17 protein-coding genes are annotated in these 17,223 nt (G+C 50.7%); 8 read left to right on the forward strand and 9 right to left on the reverse strand.

The genetic code is table 11. The features are described from left to right. The first annotated feature begins 142 nt into the window (after positions 1–142). The 4 genes from ACLD3P_RS06175 to yciA all read left to right on the forward strand — a co-directional run bounded on the left by ACLD3P_RS06175 (position 143) and on the right by yciA (position 2,474). Positions 143–547: a YkgJ family cysteine cluster protein gene (locus ACLD3P_RS06175; RefSeq protein WP_000114955.1), complete on the forward strand. Its 405-nt coding sequence runs from the start codon at positions 143–145 to the stop codon at positions 545–547. Positions 548–572: 25 nt separating this feature from the next. Next, positions 573–1,316: a YciC family protein gene (locus ACLD3P_RS06180; RefSeq protein ID WP_000028507.1), complete on the forward strand. Its 744-nt coding sequence runs from the start codon at positions 573–575 to the stop codon at positions 1,314–1,316. 56 nt (positions 1,317–1,372) lie between these two features. Beyond that, positions 1,373–1,912: a septation protein A gene (locus tag ACLD3P_RS06185; RefSeq protein ID WP_000808682.1), complete on the forward strand. Its 540-nt coding sequence runs from the start codon at positions 1,373–1,375 to the stop codon at positions 1,910–1,912. Positions 1,913–2,072: 160 nt separating this feature from the next. Continuing rightward, positions 2,073–2,474 carry an acyl-CoA thioester hydrolase YciA gene (yciA, locus tag ACLD3P_RS06190; RefSeq protein ID WP_000210317.1) on the forward strand — a complete coding sequence of 134 codons (402 nt, stop codon included), beginning with the start codon at positions 2,073–2,075 and terminating at the stop codon, positions 2,472–2,474. Positions 2,475–2,533: 59 nt separating this feature from the next. On the opposite strand, the gene tonB is transcribed toward yciA, so the two are convergent. Beyond that, positions 2,534–3,262, reverse strand: coding sequence for a TonB system transport protein TonB (gene tonB, locus ACLD3P_RS06195; protein ID WP_001525247.1), 729 nt, complete (start codon positions 3,260–3,262; stop codon positions 2,534–2,536). A gap of 223 nt (positions 3,263–3,485) precedes the next feature. Between tonB and ACLD3P_RS06200 the strand changes: the two genes are divergently transcribed. Next, positions 3,486–3,782, forward strand: a complete 297-nt coding sequence (locus ACLD3P_RS06200; RefSeq protein ID WP_131046074.1) for a YciI family protein — start codon at positions 3,486–3,488, stop codon at positions 3,780–3,782. A gap of 43 nt (positions 3,783–3,825) precedes the next feature. Here ACLD3P_RS06200 and ACLD3P_RS06205 read toward each other — a convergent pair whose 3' ends face one another. Continuing rightward, a complete protein-coding gene (locus tag ACLD3P_RS06205; RefSeq protein WP_001531561.1) occupies positions 3,826–3,999 on the reverse strand; it encodes a YciY family protein in 174 nt (57 codons plus the stop codon). Positions 4,000–4,141: 142 nt separating this feature from the next. Between ACLD3P_RS06205 and cls the strand changes: the two genes are divergently transcribed. After that, the gene (gene cls, locus ACLD3P_RS06210; RefSeq protein WP_000206886.1) at positions 4,142–5,602 is read left to right on the forward strand and encodes a cardiolipin synthase; all 1,461 of its coding nucleotides are present in this window, start codon (positions 4,142–4,144) and stop codon (positions 5,600–5,602) included. 33 nt (positions 5,603–5,635) lie between these two features. Continuing rightward, positions 5,636–5,965 carry an HI1450 family dsDNA-mimic protein gene (locus tag ACLD3P_RS06215; RefSeq protein ID WP_000425070.1) on the forward strand — a complete coding sequence of 110 codons (330 nt, stop codon included), beginning with the start codon at positions 5,636–5,638 and terminating at the stop codon, positions 5,963–5,965. 47 nt (positions 5,966–6,012) lie between these two features. Here the strand turns inward: ACLD3P_RS06215 and ACLD3P_RS06220 are convergent, their stop codons facing one another. From ACLD3P_RS06220 to ACLD3P_RS06250, 7 genes are all read right to left on the reverse strand, one after another. After that, a complete protein-coding gene (locus ACLD3P_RS06220; RefSeq protein WP_131046075.1) occupies positions 6,013–6,849 on the reverse strand; it encodes an ion transporter in 837 nt (278 codons plus the stop codon). A gap of 47 nt (positions 6,850–6,896) precedes the next feature. Beyond that, a complete protein-coding gene (gene oppF / locus ACLD3P_RS06225; protein ID WP_000994698.1) occupies positions 6,897–7,901 on the reverse strand; it encodes a murein tripeptide/oligopeptide ABC transporter ATP-binding protein OppF in 1,005 nt (334 codons plus the stop codon). Next, complete coding sequence (locus ACLD3P_RS06230; protein ID WP_411006690.1) at positions 7,898–8,905, reverse strand: ABC transporter ATP-binding protein; 1,008 nt, start codon at positions 8,903–8,905, stop codon at positions 7,898–7,900. The genes oppF and ACLD3P_RS06230 overlap by 4 nt, the downstream gene beginning before the upstream one ends. Before the next feature lie 11 nt (positions 8,906–8,916). Continuing rightward, a complete protein-coding gene (oppC, locus tag ACLD3P_RS06235; protein WP_131046076.1) occupies positions 8,917–9,825 on the reverse strand; it encodes an oligopeptide ABC transporter permease OppC in 909 nt (302 codons plus the stop codon). 14 nt (positions 9,826–9,839) lie between these two features. Continuing rightward, positions 9,840–10,760 (reverse strand): oligopeptide ABC transporter permease OppB, encoded by a 921-nt coding sequence (gene oppB / locus ACLD3P_RS06240; RefSeq protein WP_000911097.1) that lies wholly within the window; start codon positions 10,758–10,760, stop codon positions 9,840–9,842. Positions 10,761–10,882: 122 nt separating this feature from the next. Then, on the reverse strand, positions 10,883–12,514 hold the full coding sequence (gene oppA, locus ACLD3P_RS06245) for an oligopeptide ABC transporter substrate-binding protein OppA (RefSeq protein ID WP_001527794.1): 1,632 nt from the start codon (positions 12,512–12,514) through the stop codon (positions 10,883–10,885). Between the two features lie 776 nt (positions 12,515–13,290). Next, the gene (locus ACLD3P_RS06250; protein WP_000615840.1) at positions 13,291–13,938 is read right to left on the reverse strand and encodes a YchE family NAAT transporter; all 648 of its coding nucleotides are present in this window, start codon (positions 13,936–13,938) and stop codon (positions 13,291–13,293) included. 476 nt (positions 13,939–14,414) lie between these two features. On the opposite strand from ACLD3P_RS06250, the gene adhE reads away from it, so the two are divergent. After that, on the forward strand, positions 14,415–17,093 hold the full coding sequence (gene adhE / locus ACLD3P_RS06255) for a bifunctional acetaldehyde-CoA/alcohol dehydrogenase (protein ID WP_000301678.1): 2,679 nt from the start codon (positions 14,415–14,417) through the stop codon (positions 17,091–17,093). The last annotated feature ends 130 nt before the right edge of the window (positions 17,094–17,223 follow it).

Genomic DNA, 17,223 nt, shown 5'->3' on the forward strand with positions numbered 1-17,223 from the left:
TGCTCCTGTTGCCCTGGCGATAAAGGCTGGCTAAGGTAATCAATGTCCCGCAATGGCGCGTGGCGTTAAGATTCGCGAACACTGCGGGACAGCTTAATTGCCGTTGTAATCTATTGATACGTGAGTTTTTTGCAGGTGAATCATGAGCGTTCTTAACCCATGCATGACATGCGGTGCCTGTTGTGCCTATTTTCGTGTCTCCTTTTATTGGGCTGAAGGCGACGATGCCAGCGGACGCGTTCCGGCGTCATTAACCGAGCCCGTTACCCCTTTTTTACGTTGTATGGCCGGTACCAACCAAAAACAGCCGCACTGTAAAGCGCTAATTGGCACGCCGGGTGAAAACGTCAGTTGCGCTATTTATGAAAACCGCCCTTCAACCTGTCGCGAATTTTCGATATCGGGCGAAGGAGGCGAAGTGAATGAGGCGTGCAATCGCGCCCGCGCGCGATACGGATTACCGCCGCTTTACAAAGATATGCTTTTCCATACAACTGCTGATGCTGCCACTGTAGAGTTATCCAGGGTACAATTGCCCGCAAATTAACACCTGCAAAACTCAAGGAGAGTGCATGTCTATCACGGCGAAGTCCGTTTACCGTGACGCCGGAAATTTTTTCCGAAATCAATTTATTACTATCTTGCTGGTTTCGTTGCTGTGCGCATTTATCACGGTGGTCTTAGGTCATGCCTTTTCACCCAGCGATGCGCAAATCGCGCAACTCAGTGAAGGAGAACATCTGGCAGGCAGCGCTGGCCTGTTTGAGCTGGTACAAAATATGACGCCGGAGCAGCAGCAGATCCTGTTGCGCGCCTCTGCCGCCTCGACGTTTTCCGGGCTTATCGGCAACGCTATTCTGGCCGGCGGTATCATACTGATGATTCAGTTAGTTTCAGCGGGACATCGGGTTAGCGCGCTGCGCGCTATCGGCGCCAGCGCCCCTGCATTGCCTAAACTGTTTATTCTCATTTTTCTCACTACCCTGTTAGTGCAAATCGGTATAATGCTGATTGTCGTTCCGGGGATTATTATGGCCATTGTGCTGGCGCTTGCGCCAGTGATGTTGGTTGAAGAGAAAATGGGCGTGTTTGCCGCAATGCGCAGCAGTATGCGTTTAGCCTGGGCTAACATGAGACTGGTCGCGCCTGCGGTGATAGGCTGGTTACTGGCTAAAACATTGCTATTGCTGTTCGCGCCCAGCTTCGCTGTACTGACCCCAAATGTAGGCGCTGTACTGGCGAATACGTTGAGCAATCTGATTTCCGCAGTATTGCTTATCTACTTATTCCGCCTGTATATGTTGATTCGCCAATAATCCGCAATGCGCCGTTACGCGGCGCATTCGACGCTCGTTGATGATGGAATCGAAGAATGAAGCAGTTTCTGGATTTTTTACCGCTGGTTGTCTTTTTTGCGTTTTATAAACTTTATGACATCTATGCGGCGACCTCCGCACTGATTGTCGCGACGGCAATCGTGCTGATTTATAGCTGGGTGCGCTATCGGAAAATAGAGAAGATGGCGCTGATTACCTTTGTTCTGGTTGCCGTCTTCGGCGGTCTGACGCTCTTCTTCCATAACGATGAATTTATTAAATGGAAGGTGACGGTTATTTATGCGCTGTTCGCCGGCGCGCTGTTAATAAGCCAGTGGGTGATGAAAAAACCGTTAATCCAACGTATGTTAGGTAAAGAACTGGCGTTGCCGCAGCAGGTCTGGTCAAAGCTGAACCTGGCGTGGGCGCTGTTTTTTATTGCGTGCGGTCTGGCTAACATTTATATCGCCTTCTGGTTGCCGCAAAATATCTGGGTCAACTTTAAGGTCTTTGGACTCACGGCGCTGACGCTCATTTTTACCCTGCTGAGCGGCGTCTATATCTACCGGCATCTGCCACAGGAAGATAAATCATAACCCTCCCGTGACTTATCATCGCCAGACTGCGAACGCCTGGCGATATTTTCTCCGCCTTTACGCCCTGCGCTTTCCCGTCAGTACCTTTATTCCCACTATTCTCCACACAAAATTCATAGTAGCATCGCGGCTGTAATTTTTTCTGATAGTCGGTTTTACAATGACAACAATGGATAATACTCCTCAGGGCGAGCTGGTTTTACGTACATTGGCCATGCCTGCCGATACCAATGCGAACGGCGATATTTTTGGCGGCTGGCTGATGTCGCAAATGGATATTGGCGGCGCGATACTGGCCAAAGAGATCGCGCACGGTCGGGTTGTAACCGTACGCGTGGAAGGAATGACATTTCTGCGCCCCGTCGCGGTTGGCGATGTCGTATGCTGCTACGCGCGCTGCGTTAAACGCGGTACGACGTCTATTAGCATCAATATTGAAGTCTGGGTGAAAAAAGTCGCGTCAGAACCGATTGGACAGCGCTACAAGGCCACCGAGGCGCTGTTTATTTATGTTGCCGTCGATCCGGACGGTAAACCTCGCCCGCTCCCGGTTCAGGGTTAAGTATACCCGCTTACGCCGCCAGCAGGTGATGGTATATTCCTGGCTGGCGGCGCCAGAGATTACTCAATCTGCGCCGTACCGTTCAGACGGAAGATAATATTGACCACCAGCCCGGAACCCGGCTTGCCTGCTTCATAGCGCCATTTGCGCATCGCATTCTTAACTTCACGCTCAAACATATTGGCTGGCTGCGCGGACAGAATCTGTACATTTTCCACTCGCCCAGCAGAGGTCACGTCAAACTTCACCTTTACGCGGCCTTCAATACGTAACGCCTGTGCTCGCGCCGGATACTGCGGCTGGTTACGGCTCAGAGCGCGAGGTCCAGTGGGCACGCTCACCGCCGGCTTGCTGGTCGCCGACGCGGTGCTGCTTGTTGGCCGCGCCGGGGCGCTATTTTCAAACGGTGAGGCAGGACGCGGCGCGGCTGGTTTGACTTCGCGCTTCGGCTGCTCTTCAACCTTTTTCACCGGTTCCGGTTTCGGTTTTGGCTTGGGTTTTGGCTTAGGTTTGGGTTTCTCAATCACCACGGGCGCTTCTTTAGGCGGTTCAGGGATCGGCTCTGGCTCCGGTTCGGGTTCAACCACCGGCTCCGGCGGCGGCTGAACCGCCTGGGGCGGCTCCAGGTCAGCGGGTGAAACCATTGTCACCGTGATAGGCTGCGCTGGCGCAGGCAATTCAATAACCTGATGTACCGAGGTATAGAGCAAACCTGCCACTACAGCACCATGAATGCCTACGGAAAGGAGTGTCGGCCAGGGAAAGCGACGAGGTAAATCAAGGGTCATTGAAGTCATAATCGTTTCAGTTGAAAAACCAGAGCTGAATTTTAAATGCAAATAGCAATCATATTCAATAAGGCATTGCCGATAGCGGCATTTAAAAGATGATATCGCGCAAAAACACCACACAAAATGTGCATGTTTAACAAAGTCGGTATCTTTACATTGCAGTTAAATGCCCTTTCCAATAACGTAATCAGCAACTTTTACCGATTAAGGAGCTCTACCCGTGCTGTATGTTATTTACGCTCAGGATAATGCCAACTCGCTTGAAAAACGCCTCTCGGTACGGCCCGCGCATCTGGCGCGCCTGCAACTTCTGCATGATGAAGGGCGATTATTAACTGCCGGGCCGATGCCCGCAGTGGACAGTAACGAACCTGGGGTAGCCGGATTTACCGGGTCAACGGTGATTGCTGAATTTGAATCTTTAGAAGCGGCGCAATCCTGGGCTGATGCGGACCCCTACGTCGCAGCGGGCGTCTATGCGCAGGTTTCGGTCAAACCATATAAGAAGATCTTTTGAAAAGGATGGCCTGTTGGGCACCGCATACGGTGCCCTTTCTGGCTCACACACCGTGAATCGCAAAGAGTAATGAATTACGCTGACGATTAAAGATGCATTTCCTGATGGTATGGATACGCATATTACGGCGTGATTGCCCTTCAAGCCAACGCGCTTTACGGCGGCTCGCCTGACGTAGCATTCGCCAGCGCCCCACTTCCGTTCTACTACGCTTCATGTTTACGACTCTCACTGTAACAGAAGCGCCATTATACCCCCTCGCCGGATGCAGACCAGCGCTTTTCCCGTGTTTTTATTTGCCATGTGAATCCTGACGCGTAAACTCTTAACAACACGCTTTCTAAAGGATTTTTAAAGTTATGACAACCTTCTACACCGTGGTGAGTTGGCTGGTCATTTTGGGATACTGGGTTCTCATTGCCGGCGTCACATTACGTATTCTAATGAAACGGCGCGCAGTTCCCTCCGCAATGGCCTGGTTATTAATCATCTATATCCTTCCGCTGGTCGGGATCATCGCCTATTTGTCCGTGGGCGAATTGCATTTAGGCAAACGTCGCGCCGAGCGTGCCCGCGCCATGTGGCCGTCTACCGCCAAATGGTTGAATGACCTCAAAGCCTGCAAACACATTTTCGCGCAAGAAAACAGTAGCGTCGCATCGTCCTTGTTTAAGCTGTGCGAACGACGTCAGGGGATTGCGGGCGTCAAAGGCAACCAGTTGCAATTGCTTACCGACTCCGATGATGTCATGCAGGCGCTTATTCGCGATATCCAACTGGCGCGGCATAATATCGAAATGGTGTTTTACATCTGGCAGCCAGGCGGCATGGCGGATCAGGTCGCTGAATCGTTAATGGCCGCCGCCCGCCGCGGCATCCACTGCCGGCTTATGCTGGACTCCGCGGGTAGCGTCGCTTTCTTCCGCAGCCCCTGGGCGGCCATGATGCGTAACGCTGGCATTGAAGTCGTAGAGGCGCTGAAGGTGAATCTGATGCGCGTCTTTTTACGCCGTATGGATCTTCGCCAGCACCGTAAAATGGTGATGATTGACAATTACATCGCCTATACCGGCAGTATGAATATGGTGGACCCGCGTTTTTTCAAACAGGATGCCGGCGTTGGGCAATGGGTCGATTTAATGGCGCGGATGGAGGGCCCCGTGGCGACAGCAATGGGGATTGTTTACTCCTGCGATTGGGAAATTGAGACGGGTAAACGCATTCTGCCTCCCCCGCCGGATGTGAATATTATGCCGTTTGAGCAGGCCAGCGGGCATACCATTCATACCATTGCTTCCGGTCCTGGTTTTCCGGAGGATCTCATTCACCAGGCACTATTAACCGCCACCTATGCTGCGCGCGAATATTTAATTATGACCACGCCATATTTCGTCCCCAGCGACGATCTGCTGCACGCCATTTGTACCGCTGCGCAGCGCGGCGTGGATGTCAGTATTATCCTGCCTCGTAAAAATGATTCACTGCTCGTCGGCTGGGCCAGTCGCGCCTTTTTCAGCGAGTTACTGGCGGCGGGCGTGAAAATCTATCAGTTCGAAGGCGGGCTGTTACATACTAAAAGCGTGCTGGTCGATGGCGAACTGAGCCTGGTCGGTACCGTGAATCTCGACATGCGTAGCCTGTGGCTTAATTTCGAGATTACGCTGGTCATTGATGATACGGGTTTCGGCGCCGATCTGGCTGCGGTACAGGACGATTATATTTCGCGCTCCCGCCTGTTAGATGCGCGTTTGTGGGTAAAACGTCCGTTATGGCAGCGTATTACCGAGCGATTGTTTTACTTCTTTAGTCCATTGCTGTAAAACGTGACCAACATGAGTAAACAGGTAGTCACTATGGAAATGGATCTGAACAATCGCCTGACTGAAGACGAAACGCTTGAGCAGGCTTACGATATTTTTCTTGAGCTGGCGGCGGATAATCTTGATCCGGCTGATATCATTCTGTTCAATTTGCAATTCGAGGAGCGCGGTGGCGCGGAGTTGTTTGATCCCGCTGAAGACTGGCAAGAGCACGTCGATTTTGACCTGAATCCAGACTTTTTTGCCGAGGTGGTGATTGGCCTGGCGGATACCGAAGACGGCGAAATTAACGACATTTTTGCCCGCGTTCTGCTGTGCCGGGAAAAGGACCACAAGCTGTGCCATATTCTCTGGCGCGAATAAGCGGTTCAGGCCGGATGGCGTTTGATTGCGCCCTCCGGCAAGCCTGTTTAATCCGGTAGCTTACTGCCGCATCGGTTACAATATTGCGCGCTATGTTCATGCTGGCTTTGCTGGCACTGCGGACATTTTCGCTGCCAGTGACGTTTTTGAAACGCGCTGCTCATGTGCGTGGTAATCAGTCCTGTAGGAATCGCAATCACCGAATAACCAATCAAAATAAGCACCGACGCGACAATACGTCCCAGCGGCGTATGCGGCGTAATATCACCGTACCCCACGGTTGTGACTGTCACTATCGCCCAATACACCGAGGCATTAAGCGTCGTGAAGCCATATTTCGGTCCTTCAATAAGATACATCAGGGCACCGAAAATAATCATCACGATCGCAATAAATGAATAGAACAGAATAAGCTGATGACGCGCGCTAATAATGGCGCTCCAGAATACCCGCAGGGATGGCATAAAGCGTAGCAGTTTAAGGATACGCAGCACGCGAATCGCTCGCATAGCGCGCCAGGCAAACATATAGTTCAGGCTAATTTCCGGCCATAGCCACATGACGTACAGCGGCAAAATCGTCACCAGATCAATAAATCCCCAGAAACTAAAAACGTATTTTGCCGTTTCGGGCCAGCTAAACAGTCTGAGCAAGTATTCACCGGTAAATATCAGGGTAACGCAGAGCTCCAGCCAGACAAAAATATGCCATTCATCAAATGTCAGGTGATATTCCGTTCCTACGCCTGATTCAACAAAAATGACCAGTACGCTAAGCAGCGCAAACAGCGCGCATAACCCTTCAAAACGGCGACCTGAGCGCGTAGTCAAATCGAACAGATTATGATAAAGACGACGGCGAACCGACGACAAAGAAAGTGACACGGTAACCTCACCTAAAAGAAGGGCTGACGAATTGTCAGCCCTTGCGATTATAACGGGTCTACTTTAAGGCAGGAAACGGCATGGCGAAAACTCCCTTCCAGCACCGGTCGCGTTTGCGCGCATTCTGGCCCGGCTAGCGGACAGCGTGTACGGAACACGCAGCCGGAAGGCGGGTTAATGGGCGAAGGTAATTCGCCCTCCAGCAATTGTATCTTCTTATTTCGCTCCAGATCGGGATCGGGAATCGGTACCGCCGACATCAGCGCTTTGGTATAAGGATGCAGTGGATTATGGTACACCTCATCATAGGTGCCCAATTCTACCGCATGACCGAGATACATCACCAGGACACGATCGGATATGTGCTTTACGACCGCCAGATCGTGCGCAATAAAAATCAACGACAGCCCCATCTCTCGCTGTAACTGCTGGAGCAAATTCACTACCTGCGCCTGAATAGAAACGTCCAGCGCCGACACCGGCTCATCGCAAATAATAAGCTTAGGTTCCAGGATCAACGCCCGGGCGATACCGATGCGCTGGCACTGCCCCCCGGAAAACTCATGGGGATAACGGTTGATGAGATTCGGCAGCAGCCCCACTTTCAGCATCATGGCTTTCACACGGTCACGCACGTCCTGGCGCGAAAGTTTAGGATGATAAGTGCGCAGCGGTTCAGCGATAATTTCGCCAATCGTCATTCGCGGGTTGAGTGACGCCAGCGGGTCCTGGAAAATCATCTGGATATCGCTGCGCACCTCGCGCCACTCATCCGCTTTCATGCCCAACAGATCTTTTCCCAGCCAGGCGACTTTACCATCTGTCGCCTTCACCAGACCAATAATGGCGCGCGCAAACGTCGACTTGCCGCAGCCGGATTCCCCCACCACGCCCAGCGTTTCGCCTTCATACAGGCGTAGCGTAACGCCGTCCACCGCTTTCAGGGTTTTCGGCGGTTGCCAGAACCACTGCTTCCCTTCTTTGATATCAAAATGTACTTTCAGATCGGCGATTTCGAGGAGAACTTTACGTTGTTCAATCACAGCATTCATAGCAGTTCCTCCACCGGTTTAAAACAGGCGCGCAAGCGACCAGGACTGAACGCTTCAAGTGGCGGCGCATTATTGCAGATCTCCATCGCATGAGGACAACGCGGCTGGAACGGACACCCTTTAGGCAAACGCAATAAATTGGGAGGATTGCCCGGAATCGTCAGCATTTCCGCCCCCTCGCTATCCAGACGCGGCACCGCATTAAGCAGGCCTATCGAATACGGATGAACGGGCTGATAAAAGACATCGCGCGCCTTACCGTATTCCATGGTACGCCCGGCATACATTACCAGGACCTTATCGCAAATACCCGCGACCACACCCAGATCGTGGGTAATCATGATAATGGCGGTATTAAATTCGCGCTTTAGCTCATTAAGCAAGGTCATAATCTGCGCCTGCACGGTAACATCAAGCGCGGTGGTAGGCTCATCGGCAATAAGCAGTTTCGGCCTGCACAACAGCGCCATCGCAATCATCACACGTTGACGCATTCCGCCGGAAAATTCGTGCGGGTACATTTTCATCCGTTTGCGCGCTTCCGGCATTTTTACGGCATCCAGCATTCTGACGGACTCTTCAAAAGCTTCCGCTTTGCTCATTCCTTTATGCAGCATCAGGACTTCCATTAACTGCTCCCCAACGCGCATATAAGGATTTAGCGAGGTCATCGGGTCCTGAAAAATCATCGAAGTCTGTTCTGCGCGCAGCGTATTCAGTTCGCGCTCAGGTAGATTAAGAATTTCACGTCCGTTGAAGGTCGCAGAACCGCCGATTCGGCCATTCGTCGCCAGCAATCCCATTAATGCGAACGCCGTTTGCGATTTCCCCGATCCAGACTCGCCAACAATACCTAACGTTTCTCCCGCGCGAAGCGTAAAGTTCAGATCGTTGACCGCCGTCACATCGCCATCAGGCGTAGCGAACGTAACACGAAGATCGTTTACCTCCAGCAGTACATTCGCCGGTTGCGGCGCCTGAGTTGCGGTTTCTGATAAGCTCATGGCTGTACTCCTTAACGATCTTTCGGGTCGAGGGCATCACGCAGGCCATCGCCAATAAAGTTAAAACAGAATAACGTCACCACGAGAAAGCCAGCCGGAAACAGCAGCAGCCACGGTGAGACTTCCATTGAATTTGCGCCATCGCTCAACAACGCTCCCCAACTGCTTAACGGTTCCTGCGTCCCAAGCCCCAGGAAACTGAGGAAAGACTCAAACAGAATCATGCTGGGCACCAGCAACGATGCATACACTACTACTACGCCCAGGACGTTAGGCACAATATGGCGGATCACAATGCTGGCGGTCGACACACCACCCACCTGCGCGGCTTCGATGAACTCTTTACGTTTAAGACTTAGGGTTTGACCACGCACAATACGCGCCATATCAAGCCAGGAGACCATGCCGATGGCGACGAAAATCAACAGAATGTTCTGCCCAAAAAACGTCACCAGCAAAATCACAAAGAACATAAACGGGAACGAGTTGAGGATCTCCAACAACCGCATCATCACAGAATCAATTTTGCCGCCCAGATAGCCGGACAGCGAGCCATACAGCGTTCCGACAATGACCGCCACCAGCGCGGCGGCAATCCCGACCATCAATGAGATACGCCCGCCGATGGCAACGCGCACCAACAGATCGCGCCCGGAAGAGTCAGTGCCGAAATAGTGGCCGGACGCCATATCCGGCGCGCTGGACATCATGCTCCAGTCGGTATCGAAATAGGTAAATTGCGACAGCATAGGCGCTACTGTCACGAACAGGGCTATCAGAAACAGGACAATAAGACTGGCCACCGCCGCACGGTTATGCATAAAGCGCCGACGGGCATCTTGCCAAAGGCTGCGACCTTCCACCTCCAGCTTTTCACTGAAATTTTCCAGCGTCTCGCTGTTTTTCTTACTTAACATCATCGCGAGCTCCAGTATCAATAGCGAATTTTCGGGTCGATAACGGCATAGAGCACATCGACAATGGCGTTAAACAATATGGTCAGCGCCCCGACTAAAATGGTCAAACTTAACACCAGCGAGTAATCGCGGTTGAGCGCGCCATTAACGAAAAGCTGCCCAATGCCCGGTAAGCCATAAATCGTTTCAATCACCATTGAGCCGGTAATAATGCCGACAAAGGCTGGCCCCATATAGGATAAAACCGGCAGCAGCGCAGGTTTTAACGCATGGCGGAAGATGATTCTACGCATCGGTAATCCTTTTGCCCGCGCGGTACGAATAAAGTTCGAATGCAGAACTTCAATCATTGAGCCGCGCGTAATACGAGCGATGCTGGCAATATAGGCTAGTGAAAGCGCGACCATCGGCAGGATCATAAATTTTAACGCCCCGCCGTTCCAGCCGCCGCCAGGCAGCCATTGCAAGGTTATCGCAAAGACCATCACCAGTAGCGGCGCTACCACAAAACTGGGGATAACGACGCCGGTCATGGCAAATCCCATCACCGTATAATCCCATCGCGTATTTTGCTTTAGCGCGGCAATCACGCCAGCGCTGACACCAATAATGACCGCCAGCAAAAAAGCGGCGGCGCCAAGTTTCGCCGAAACGGGGAAGCTGGCGGCAACCAGATCGTTGACCGTGTAATCTTTGTATTTAAACGATGGTCCAAAATCGCCATGCGCCAGCTGCTTCAGGTAGCTGAAGTACTGCGTCATGATAGGATCGTTCAGATGATATTTTGCTTCAATATTGGCCAGCACTTCCGGCGGCAATGCGCGCTCGCCGGTAAAAGGACTCCCCGGCGCGAGGCGCATCATAAAGAAAGAGATGGTAATAAGAATAAACAGCGTCGGAATCGCTTCCAGACAGCGGCGTAAAATAAATTTCAACATTGCCCGTACCTTCTGGCCTGTGCCTTTACTTCCCGGACGTGACAAACAGATCCGCCAGGGAACGTTATAGTGCGATGAAAAAAGACACCATGGGACAACCGCAGTTGTCCCATGTCTTGCCATTAATGTTTGATAATATATAAGTTTTTCACATAAATATTATCCAGCGGGTCTTTACCGGTATACCCGCCCACCCAGGGTTTCACCAGGCGCGCGTTAACGTAGTAATACACCGGCACAATAGCCGAGTCTTTATCTAACTGCTGCTCCGCTTTAGCGTAGAGTTCGCTGCGCTGCGTATCGTCCGCCACTTTCAGCGTGTCGGCAATCAGCTTATCAAACGCCGGGCTCTTATAATGCGCGGTGTTATTTGAACTGTCGGACAACATAGTATTCAGGAATGAGGTCGGTTCATTATAATCTGCGCACCACCCGGCTCTGGCGACATCAAAGGTGCCCTGATGACGGGTGTCCAGGAAGGTCTTCCATTCCTGATTCTCCAGATTCACATTGACGCCCAGATTTTTCTTCCAGATAGACGCCACGGCAATGGCCAGTTTTTTATGTAGATCGGAGGTGTTATACAGCAGGTCGAATGTTAAGGGCTTATCCGCCGTAAAGCCGGCTTCAGCCAACAATTTCTTCGCTTCTTCATTACGCTTTTGCTGGGACCATTTGAACCACTCAGGCTCTACCAGTTTTGCGCCATCGGTATACGGCGGCGTGTAGCTATAAGCGGGTAAATCGCCCTGATTTTTAACCTTATTAACAATAATGTCGCGATCTAACGCCAGTTTCAGCGCGGTACGCACGCGGACATCGTTAAACGGCGCTTTTTGATTATTAATTTCGTAATAATAGGTACACAAATAAGGGTCTACGCGGACTTCATTCGGGATCTCTTTCTTCAGTTTCTGGAATAATTCGATCGGCATATTGTTATAAGTCATATCGATCTCGCCGCTGCGGTAGCGGTTAACATCCGTCACCTCCGAAGAGATAGGCAAATAAGTTACCTGATTGATGACGGTTTTGTCGTTATCCCAGTATTGCGGGTTACGCTCCAGCACGATACGTTCGTTCACCACCCAATTTTTTAACTTATAAGCGCCGTTAGTGACAATATTGGCTGGTTGCGTCCATTTATCGCCAAATTTTTCGACCGCTGATTTCGGTACAGGAGACACTGAAGGGTGGACCAACAATTTGTAGAAATAAGGCACCGGCTCACTTAAGGTCACTTCAAAGGTGTGATCATCAAGCGCTTTTACCCCCAGATCGGTGGCGGGTTTTTTACCGGCGATAATGTCATCGATATTAGCGATATGACCGTATTGCAGATAGCTGGCGTACGGCGATGCCGTATTAGGATCGGCCAGGCGTTGCCAGCTATAAACGAAATCATGGGCGGTGACAGGCGTACCATCTGACCATTTCGCATTTTCACGTAGATGGAATGTCCAGACTTTAAAATCTTTATTCTCCCATTTTTCCGCGACGCCCGGTGAAGGATGCCCCTCGACATCACTAATTAATAAGCCTTCAAAGAGATCACGGCTGACGTTCGATTCCGGCACGCCTTCAATTTTATGCGGGTCGAGAGACTGCACTTCTGATCCGTTATTACGTACCAACGTTTGCTTGTCGGCTAACTGAACGCCGGCGGGCACGTCTGCCGCAGTCGCGGCGCTGGCGGCGATGAGCGCAGTGAGTATTCCCGCTGCAATCAAACTTTTTTTCGTGATGTTAGACATTGTGTTTGTACTCCACTCATTATAATTACTGGTTTTTACCAGCCTGTTTAATCCCGTCAGGGTTCCTGTGCAGCACTGGTGGTGTACTGCCAGGTCTGTCACTGCTTTTGCTATCACCGACTTTATTTATTCTGACGATTCGTTCGATCGCCTTTCGTCGATTCGGTATACGACGTACCTGCCCACGTCGCATGTTATTTCTGACAACCATCTAAATGAAAATAGTTATCAACAATGTGAAATCTTCTGCAAAATGTTTGGCCGAAAAGTATCAAATGCGTTTCTGAACCGCCAATTCATTTTACAATTTTGTTAACCAATTCTCTTTTATGGAAAATTTCCTGCCCAGAAAAACAGTTCAAGAATGTTAAAAAGCTTTAATTTATTATTTATAATCAACAAGTTGAAAGAAAAATATCTCTCTGTCACATCGTAGGTTATGCCTTCGCCATAAAACACACACAAATTTAACAAATGCTCATTATTTAGCACATTCATCTACGATGGAGCTGAAACAACTAATAACATTTCAATAATCCTTCATCAAGCCCCAGAGTATGGTGTGAATAAAATAACAGACCTACCGCTTCTCACGGACTCAGTAATGTTCATAATAGTTTGATTAATAAAAATAAATAGCGTTAGATTATATTAGTATTTTTTATCATTAAAACGCTGAATGCTTATCAAAGTAAGAAGTGTTACGTGGGAATGTCACTGGGAATGTCACAAGGCGGCCCCCTTAGGGCGCCGCCTGTAAATCAACAGGTGGGAGTTTAGTTGAGCAAGCCGGGGAAAATGCCTTTTATTCCTGTGACAATAAATTCGATGCCGAGCGCCATTAACAACAACCCCATAATTCGGGTAATAACGTTGATACCGGTTTGCCCCAGCAAACGAACCAGCCACGGCGCCATACGGAACACGCCCCAGCAGCAAAGCGCAAAAAGCGCAATGGCAACTGAAAAACCAAGCAAATGCGCGATGCTGTGATAACGCGTCCCCCAGACGATAGTGGAGCTAATCGCCCCTGGCCCCGCCATTAACGGCAGCGCTAACGGCACAACGCCAATGCTCTCGCGTATGGCCGTCTCTGACTTTTCTTGCTTGTTTTGTTTATCTTCCCCCAGCTTCCCGCTGATCATCGACATTGCAATGGTGACAACCAGGATACCGCCCGCAATTCTGAACGAATCAATAGAAATACCAAACAGCTGCAGGATGCCATCGCCGAGGAATAAGGAACTCCACAAGATAATCGCGACCGACAGATTCGCGGTGAGGTTAGTTTTATTACGCGCCGTGGCCGTCTGGTAGCTGGTCATGCTGATGAAAACGGGGATAATCCCCACCGGGTTAACCAGCGCAAAGAGCCCGATAAAGAACTTAAAGTAAACAGGAAAATCAAAAAGCGGTTGAATCACGGTTAGCTCCGAAGCGTTAGCCGGATGAAGTCAATGTTCGTTAATGATCAAAACGCGCAGAAGATACGCCTTTTATTCGCATAGTTCACCTCTTATCTACACCTAATTTCATCCATTCATCGCTGTTATTTATATGTACTCGTTATGCTAATCCACTTACTCTTCATGACAACAATTTCTTAACAATTTACATAAAACGCTAAAATGGCCTGCTGAAAGGTGTCAGCTTTGCGTAATATTGATTTAGATCACACAATCGCTACTCAGAAGTGAGTAATCTTGCTTACGCCACCTGGACGTAACGCGTTAGAGTTAAATGATACTAACGCAGAAGCTCTTTTAGTAAATCAGAGCGAAACGGACGTTAAGTAACCACCTGAATTTCAGGCATTTATACAAAGTATCGTCGATCTGTCTATACTCACGTATCGCGCAGATGATTTACTAAAAAAGTTTAACATTATCAGGAGAGCATTATGGCTGTTACTAATGTCGCTGAACTTAACGCACTCGTAGAGCGTGTAAAAAAAGCCCAGCGTGAATATGCCAGTTTCACTCAAGAACAGGTCGACAAAATCTTCCGCGCCGCTGCTTTGGCAGCCGCTGATGCCCGCATTCCGCTGGCCAAAATGGCCGTCGCCGAATCCGGTATGGGTATCGTGGAAGACAAAGTGATTAAAAACCACTTCGCTTCTGAATACATTTACAACGCTTATAAAGATGAAAAAACCTGCGGCGTGCTGTCTGAAGACGACACCTTCGGGACCATCACCATTGCTGAACCTATCGGCATTATTTGCGGTATCGTTCCAACCACTAACCCAACCTCTACCGCGATCTTCAAATCACTGATTAGCCTGAAGACCCGTAACGCCATCATCTTTTCTCCGCATCCGCGCGCTAAAGAAGCAACCAACAAAGCGGCAGACATCGTTCTGCAAGCGGCTATCGCTGCCGGCGCGCCGAAAGATCTGATTGGCTGGATCGATCAACCTTCCGTAGAACTGTCTAATGCGCTGATGCACCACCCGGATATTAACCTGATCCTCGCCACTGGCGGCCCAGGCATGGTTAAAGCAGCATACAGCTCCGGTAAACCGGCTATCGGCGTAGGCGCAGGCAACACCCCGGTTGTCATTGATGAAACCGCTGATATCAAACGCGCTGTGGCGTCTGTTCTGATGTCTAAAACCTTCGATAACGGCGTAATCTGTGCTTCTGAACAGTCTGTTGTCGTTGTTGATTCCGTCTATGATGCCGTTCGCGAACGTTTCGCCAGCCACGGCGGCTACATGCTGCAAGGCCAGGAGCTGAAAGCGGTTCAAAACGTTATCCTGAAAAATGGCGCTCTGAACGCCGCTATCGTCGGTCAGCCAGCCTACAAAATTGCTGAACTGGCAGGCTTCTCCGTACCAGAAACCACCAAGATTCTGATCGGTGAAGTTACAGTCGTTGATGAAAGCGAACCGTTCGCACACGAAAAACTGTCTCCGACTCTGGCGATGTATCGTGCGAAAGATTTCGAAGAAGCGGTAGAAAAAGCAGAAAAACTGGTCGCTATGGGCGGTATCGGTCACACCTCCTGCCTGTACACTGACCAGGATAACCAGCCAGAACGCGTTGCTTACTTCGGTCAGATGATGAAAACCGCGCGTATCCTGATCAACACCCCGGCCTCTCAGGGTGGTATCGGTGACCTGTACAACTTCAAACTCGCACCTTCCCTGACGTTGGGTTGTGGTTCCTGGGGTGGTAACTCCATCTCTGAAAACGTTGGTCCGAAACACCTGATCAACAAGAAAACCGTTGCTAAGCGAGCTGAAAACATGTTGTGGCACAAACTTCCGAAATCTATCTACTTCCGCCGCGGCTCTCTGCCCATCGCGCTGGATGAAGTGATTACTGATGGCCACAAACGTGCGCTCATCGTGACTGACCGCTTCCTGTTCAACAACGGCTACGCAGACCAGATCACCTCTGTGCTGAAAGCGGCTGGCGTTGAAACCGAAGTCTTCTTCGAAGTTGAAGCCGACCCGACGCTTTCCGTTGTTCGCAAAGGCGCTGAGCTGGCTAACTCCTTCAAACCGGACGTGATTATCGCGCTGGGCGGTGGTTCCCCGATGGACGCCGCGAAAATCATGTGGGTCATGTACGAACACCCGGAAACTCACTTCGAAGAACTGGCGCTGCGCTTTATGGACATCCGTAAACGTATCTACAAGTTCCCGAAAATGGGCGTGAAAGCGAAAATGATCGCCGTCACCACCACTTCCGGTACCGGTTCTGAAGTCACACCGTTTGCGGTTGTGACCGACGATGCAACCGGTCAGAAATATCCGCTGGCTGACTACGCCCTGACCCCGGATATGGCGATTGTCGACGCCAACCTGGTGATGGATATGCCGAAGTCCCTGTGTGCGTTCGGTGGTCTGGATGCGGTAACTCACGCTCTGGAAGCTTATGTTTCCGTACTGGCTTCTGAGTTCTCTGACGGTCAGGCTCTGCAGGCCCTGAAACTGCTGAAAGAAAATCTGCCGGCGTCTTACCACGAAGGGTCTAAAAATCCGGTTGCGCGTGAACGTGTTCACAGTGCAGCGACTATCGCCGGTATCGCGTTTGCCAACGCCTTCCTCGGTGTATGTCACTCCATGGCGCACAAACTGGGCTCTCAGTTCCACATTCCGCACGGTCTGGCGAACGCCCTGCTGATTTGTAACGTTATCCGCTACAACGCGAATGACAACCCGACCAAGCAGACCGCTTTCAGCCAGTACGATCGTCCGCAGGCACGCCGTCGTTACGCTGAAATTGCTGACCACCTGGGCCTGAGCGCGCCGGGCGACCGTACCGCCGCTAAGATTGAAAAACTGCTGGCATGGCTGGAAAGCATTAAAGCTGAGCTGGGCATTCCTAAGTCTATCCGTGAAGCAGGCGTGCAGGAAGCTGACTTCCTGGCACACGTTGACAAACTGTCTGAAGATGCCTTCGATGACCAGTGCACCGGCGCTAACCCGCGTTATCCGCTGATCTCCGAACTGAAACAGATTCTGCTGGATACCTACTACGGTCGTGATTTCACCGAAGGTGAAGTTGCAGCGAAGAAAGACGTCGTTGCCGCACCGAAAGCAGAGAAAAAAGCGAAAAAATCCGCTTAATTCGTTATCTGCTTTAGCATGACAATAACGGCCTCAATTGAGGCCGTTTTTTTTGTTTTACCGGTTTATCTGATGCCTGAAGGCGCTATGCTTATCACCTGGCCTACGCGCTCACGGCACGCCCTTCGTC

The organism is Salmonella sp. 741265073_HBA, assembly GCF_046569105.1.
Classification (GTDB): Bacteria; Pseudomonadota; Gammaproteobacteria; order Enterobacterales; family Enterobacteriaceae; genus Salmonella; species Salmonella enterica.

Excerpts from the sequence above, each read along its gene's own strand:
- ACLD3P_RS06175 (WP_000114955.1), top strand. The coding sequence starts at position 143 with ATGAGCGTTCTTAACCCATGCATGACATGCGGTGCCTGTTGTGCCTAT.
- ACLD3P_RS06180 (WP_000028507.1), top strand. The coding sequence starts at position 573 with ATGTCTATCACGGCGAAGTCCGTTTACCGTGACGCCGGAAATTTTTTC.
- ACLD3P_RS06185 (WP_000808682.1), top strand. The coding sequence starts at position 1,373 with ATGAAGCAGTTTCTGGATTTTTTACCGCTGGTTGTCTTTTTTGCGTTT.
- yciA (WP_000210317.1), top strand. The coding sequence starts at position 2,073 with ATGACAACAATGGATAATACTCCTCAGGGCGAGCTGGTTTTACGTACA.
- tonB (WP_001525247.1), bottom strand. The coding sequence starts at position 3,262 with ATGACCCTTGATTTACCTCGTCGCTTTCCCTGGCCGACACTCCTTTCC.
- ACLD3P_RS06205 (WP_001531561.1), bottom strand. The coding sequence starts at position 3,999 with ATGAAGCGTAGTAGAACGGAAGTGGGGCGCTGGCGAATGCTACGTCAG.
- cls (WP_000206886.1), top strand. The coding sequence starts at position 4,142 with ATGACAACCTTCTACACCGTGGTGAGTTGGCTGGTCATTTTGGGATAC.
- ACLD3P_RS06215 (WP_000425070.1), top strand. The coding sequence starts at position 5,636 with ATGGAAATGGATCTGAACAATCGCCTGACTGAAGACGAAACGCTTGAG.
- oppF (WP_000994698.1), bottom strand. The coding sequence starts at position 7,901 with ATGAATGCTGTGATTGAACAACGTAAAGTTCTCCTCGAAATCGCCGAT.
- ACLD3P_RS06230 (WP_411006690.1), bottom strand. The coding sequence starts at position 8,905 with ATGAGCTTATCAGAAACCGCAACTCAGGCGCCGCAACCGGCGAATGTA.
- oppC (WP_131046076.1), bottom strand. The coding sequence starts at position 9,825 with ATGATGTTAAGTAAGAAAAACAGCGAGACGCTGGAAAATTTCAGTGAA.
- oppB (WP_000911097.1), bottom strand. The coding sequence starts at position 10,760 with ATGTTGAAATTTATTTTACGCCGCTGTCTGGAAGCGATTCCGACGCTG.
- oppA (WP_001527794.1), bottom strand. The coding sequence starts at position 12,514 with ATGTCTAACATCACGAAAAAAAGTTTGATTGCAGCGGGAATACTCACT.
- adhE (WP_000301678.1), top strand. The coding sequence starts at position 14,415 with ATGGCTGTTACTAATGTCGCTGAACTTAACGCACTCGTAGAGCGTGTA.